The following is a 3,353-nucleotide window of genomic DNA, read 5'->3' on the forward strand; positions in this document are numbered from 1 at the left end:
TGCCATTTACTTATGTCTTACTGGAGATGCGGATTAAACCACATTTTCAAAGGGATAGATATTAGGGCTTAGCACCACTAGGAGCCTGTCGGACTTAAGACAATTTCGAGCTAAAATCCAGAAATTCTGGCCACACTTTCTGGATTTTAGGTCGAAAGCATAAGTCCGACAGGCTCATGGCAACGACTACTGAACGTTAAGTCTCTTGCAATGCTCAACCACTAAACTATAACTCCAGGCATCAGCCGTTGGTGGTGATACCTTATGCTCAGTCAATTTCTGGCAAATCTGCATTGGGTTAAGCCCTTTCTTTTTCAGACGTTCAAGTAATGCCTTAAGCTCAAGGTCTTCCTGGCTGACCTTCTTGCTATCATGCTCACCACGCTTACCAACATTGATTTTGACTTGACTCATAACTCTCCCCTGCTCACAACACAACAACGGCTGACGGATTTCTGGCACAGACAGGGTAGAAGCATGTTTAAACAATACCTGGGCGCTATCTGTATTAAGAAGCAGTCTTAAAAGTCATGCTCCTACTGCGGCTACGATAAATGGGTCTAAGAAGCCGCTTTTGTTCGTCAAATAGTCCCGCTATTCTCCTCACAAAAGTGACTTTTTATCCTCCATTTCTCGCAGTCCTCGCTGCGGGCAGACTTTTAAGACTGCTTCTAAGGCCTCTTCACCTGCCTTGCATACTGTATCAAACTACTGGTTTATTATACCAACGGTCTTTTTTTTTGCTAATGCTACCAAAAGCGCTTATGCACGATCATCATGCAATGTCGTAGAACAACTGTCAAAAAACCTGCATCAGTGACCATGTCTGTTACAGGCGGGATCAGTTGCCTGGTGGGCTTAATTTTCCAACACTGGAAAAACTAAAAGACATTTTTTTGACAAAAAAAAGAACAAAACAAATAAAAGCAATAAAACCAACCCAAAAAAACAACAATCAAATCAGCAATAACAGTAATAGACTATTTTTAAATAATAGTTTTTAGTGAATGACAAGGACGAACCATGCCAAGCTCAACCATTACCACCGGGGATATAGGAATAGCCTATCAGGGGCTTGACATTACAAAACAGGTACTTACCAGCAATGGCTCTTTTCAGAGCCGCTCTACTCGCAATATTAATGATAAAATTTCGGAAACCTTAAAATCAAAGAACAGCTTAAAAACCCAAAAAAACCGTCATGAGCTGCAAAAAAGCCTTCAGAACCATCGCATCAGCATTCTCAAAAATCACTCTTTAAACACTGCAAAAGATGTTGCCAGGGAGGCAGATAAAACAACCTTTGAATCTAACCATTGTGGCAAGCTCTCTTTCAAACGTTGCGAAAGATTAAAAGACTCTATTACTAAAATACTATCCATCCCGGAAACCTTTAAAAAAGAAATAGACGAAAAAGACCCTCAGATAAAAAAAATACAACCCATCGTCAATGTTAAAAAATTCCAGGAAAACATACTGCAAAATGACTTAACACTTTTCCTTGAAAAAGTGATAAAAGCATCAAAAACAGTATCAGGGCTCGAGAGTATTCGTGTTGAGCTGGCTTTTTTGAATCAGGAAGATAATCTCACCAAAAAACAGTATAAACACCTTCATAAATTAATGGCCGCTCAATACAATGAAAGTTTGACAGAGATACTTGAACAGCCGCCAGCAGAAGGCTACCAGGAGCACCTTGAAAGGTTAAAGGAACTCCATGCGTTAACCACATCATTATCTGCCTTTGATAAGCGGTTGCTGAAACAGTGGCACGAGTCATTAAAACAAAAAAGCCTGATGCACTTCGCTCACTGCACCAACAGTTTGAAACCTTCTCAAAATAACCTCGCGACAACCATACAGCAGCAAACAGCCATTGAGACTAACAAAGAAGAATACTTAAGGCCCATTTTAGAGCAAACCTCGAAGCATCCCGAAAAAAGGTTAACCCAGGCAGACATAAGCACACGAAAAACACGGGAAAGTCACCAATACGCTATCGACCGGCCTTACGAATTGCTAAAAGCAATGGATAGGGAAAACAGCAGTGCTGCTGTATTGCAAAACCAGGTATTTCATATGACACAAAAAGCCCTGGTGCAAGAGCAAAATTTAGACGCCGAGCTCAACCATTATAAAGAACTGAAACGCGTAGCAACCAGGAAATTTCTCGGCAGAATTGGTCCAAAGTACCTTTCAGCAAGGCTGGAAAGCAGGACATCACAAAAAAAACTCATCAACCAGATCATAACAACCCATAAAGAACTTAAGGATATACAAGACCGTTACGACCAGGCATCAACCCTTCATGCTGACAGGGTGAATGAACTTCGTGAACTCTACCATCACTACGGCAGTACCATCACAACAAACAATGGCAACAAGACCTTATTCTCCCATCACCTTAACAGGCTCGATGAAAACTGTGACCTTGAAATTGCCAATAACTGTCTCAAGCTCTGGACGCAGAACCGCTCTTCAGATGTTGCCGGGGAAGCTCAGGGGCTGCTGGTTGATTTAATCCAAAGCGGTGAGTATAGCCCCCAGCGGGCATTGACCTTGTTTGGTACTGCTTTTCTCAGTCAAACACCAAACACAACACTTGGCAGTCGCATTGAGGCATTAAAAACGCGCAAAGCAGAAAACCAGAGGGTACTGGGTAAAAAATCACCTTGCATTAACTTTGCCCCACTTTCCCAACAAACCATTGAAAGCGGAAATTCTTATGCTGATTACCTCATCAAGCGCCTTTCTGGATCACCACCTACGTCTCAACCAGCACTTGGGCAGCCCACAAGAATGCAACAGCGTGGATTTTCAGCACCCTCAACGGATACTGTTCGTCCTTCAGAACCACTCTATTACTCAGAACCCACAGGAGCAGCCCTGTCTGACCCGACTATGAACAAGCTGCTTCGCAGGGAAGATTTCAGTGACGCTGATAGAAAGCGCCTTTTACGTGACATTCAGCAATCAAACTTGCCTGAAGAGAGCAAGACTGAATTTGCCAGTTATGTCTCTGACAGCGCGTTGCAAACCAATAAAGGCAACCGCTATTCCTTTGAGACCATTCATAAAGCCACCAGAAAAACACTGAATGATTTTGATGAGGGACATTCCGATATATGGAGTAGCTTTAACAACTACCTTGTGACGATTGCACAAGTCCCTGACATTGATGAAACACCCCTTGATGCTCTCTCGCGCCCAACACCACAAGCGACAACACCTATGGCGGATCTGATAACCGCAACACCTGACAGGGTCATTAGCGATCAGCAACGCTACAAACCTGAGGAAAAAGTGACGTCTGGTTCTGCCATTCCCTTTCCGCCTCCACCCCCACCTCCAGC

Annotated in this window: 2 protein-coding genes; one reads left to right on the forward strand and one right to left on the reverse strand. The window is 43.1% G+C overall.

Annotation, left to right across the window (positions count from 1 at the left end; translation table 11 throughout):
* Nucleotides 1-186: 186 nt before the first annotated feature.
* Nucleotides 187-414: a hypothetical protein gene (locus V4C51_RS17400; RefSeq protein WP_330927441.1), complete on the reverse strand. Its 228-nt coding sequence runs from the start codon at nt 412-414 to the stop codon at nt 187-189.
* A gap of 609 nt (nt 415-1,023) precedes the next feature.
* Between V4C51_RS17400 and V4C51_RS17405 the strand changes: the two genes are divergently transcribed.
* On the forward strand, nt 1,024-3,353 hold a 2,330-nt coding region (locus tag V4C51_RS17405), incomplete at its 3' end, for a sbcc family protein (RefSeq protein ID WP_330927442.1).

This window comes from Candidatus Sororendozoicomonas aggregata (genome assembly GCF_031528575.1).
Classification (GTDB): domain Bacteria; phylum Pseudomonadota; class Gammaproteobacteria; order Pseudomonadales; family Endozoicomonadaceae; genus Endonucleibacter; species Endonucleibacter aggregata.

What these genes read in the sequence shown, in the direction of transcription:
- V4C51_RS17400 (WP_330927441.1), bottom strand. Translation starts at nt 414, where the DNA reads ATGAGTCAAGTCAAAATCAATGTTGGTAAGCGTGGTGAGCATGATAGC.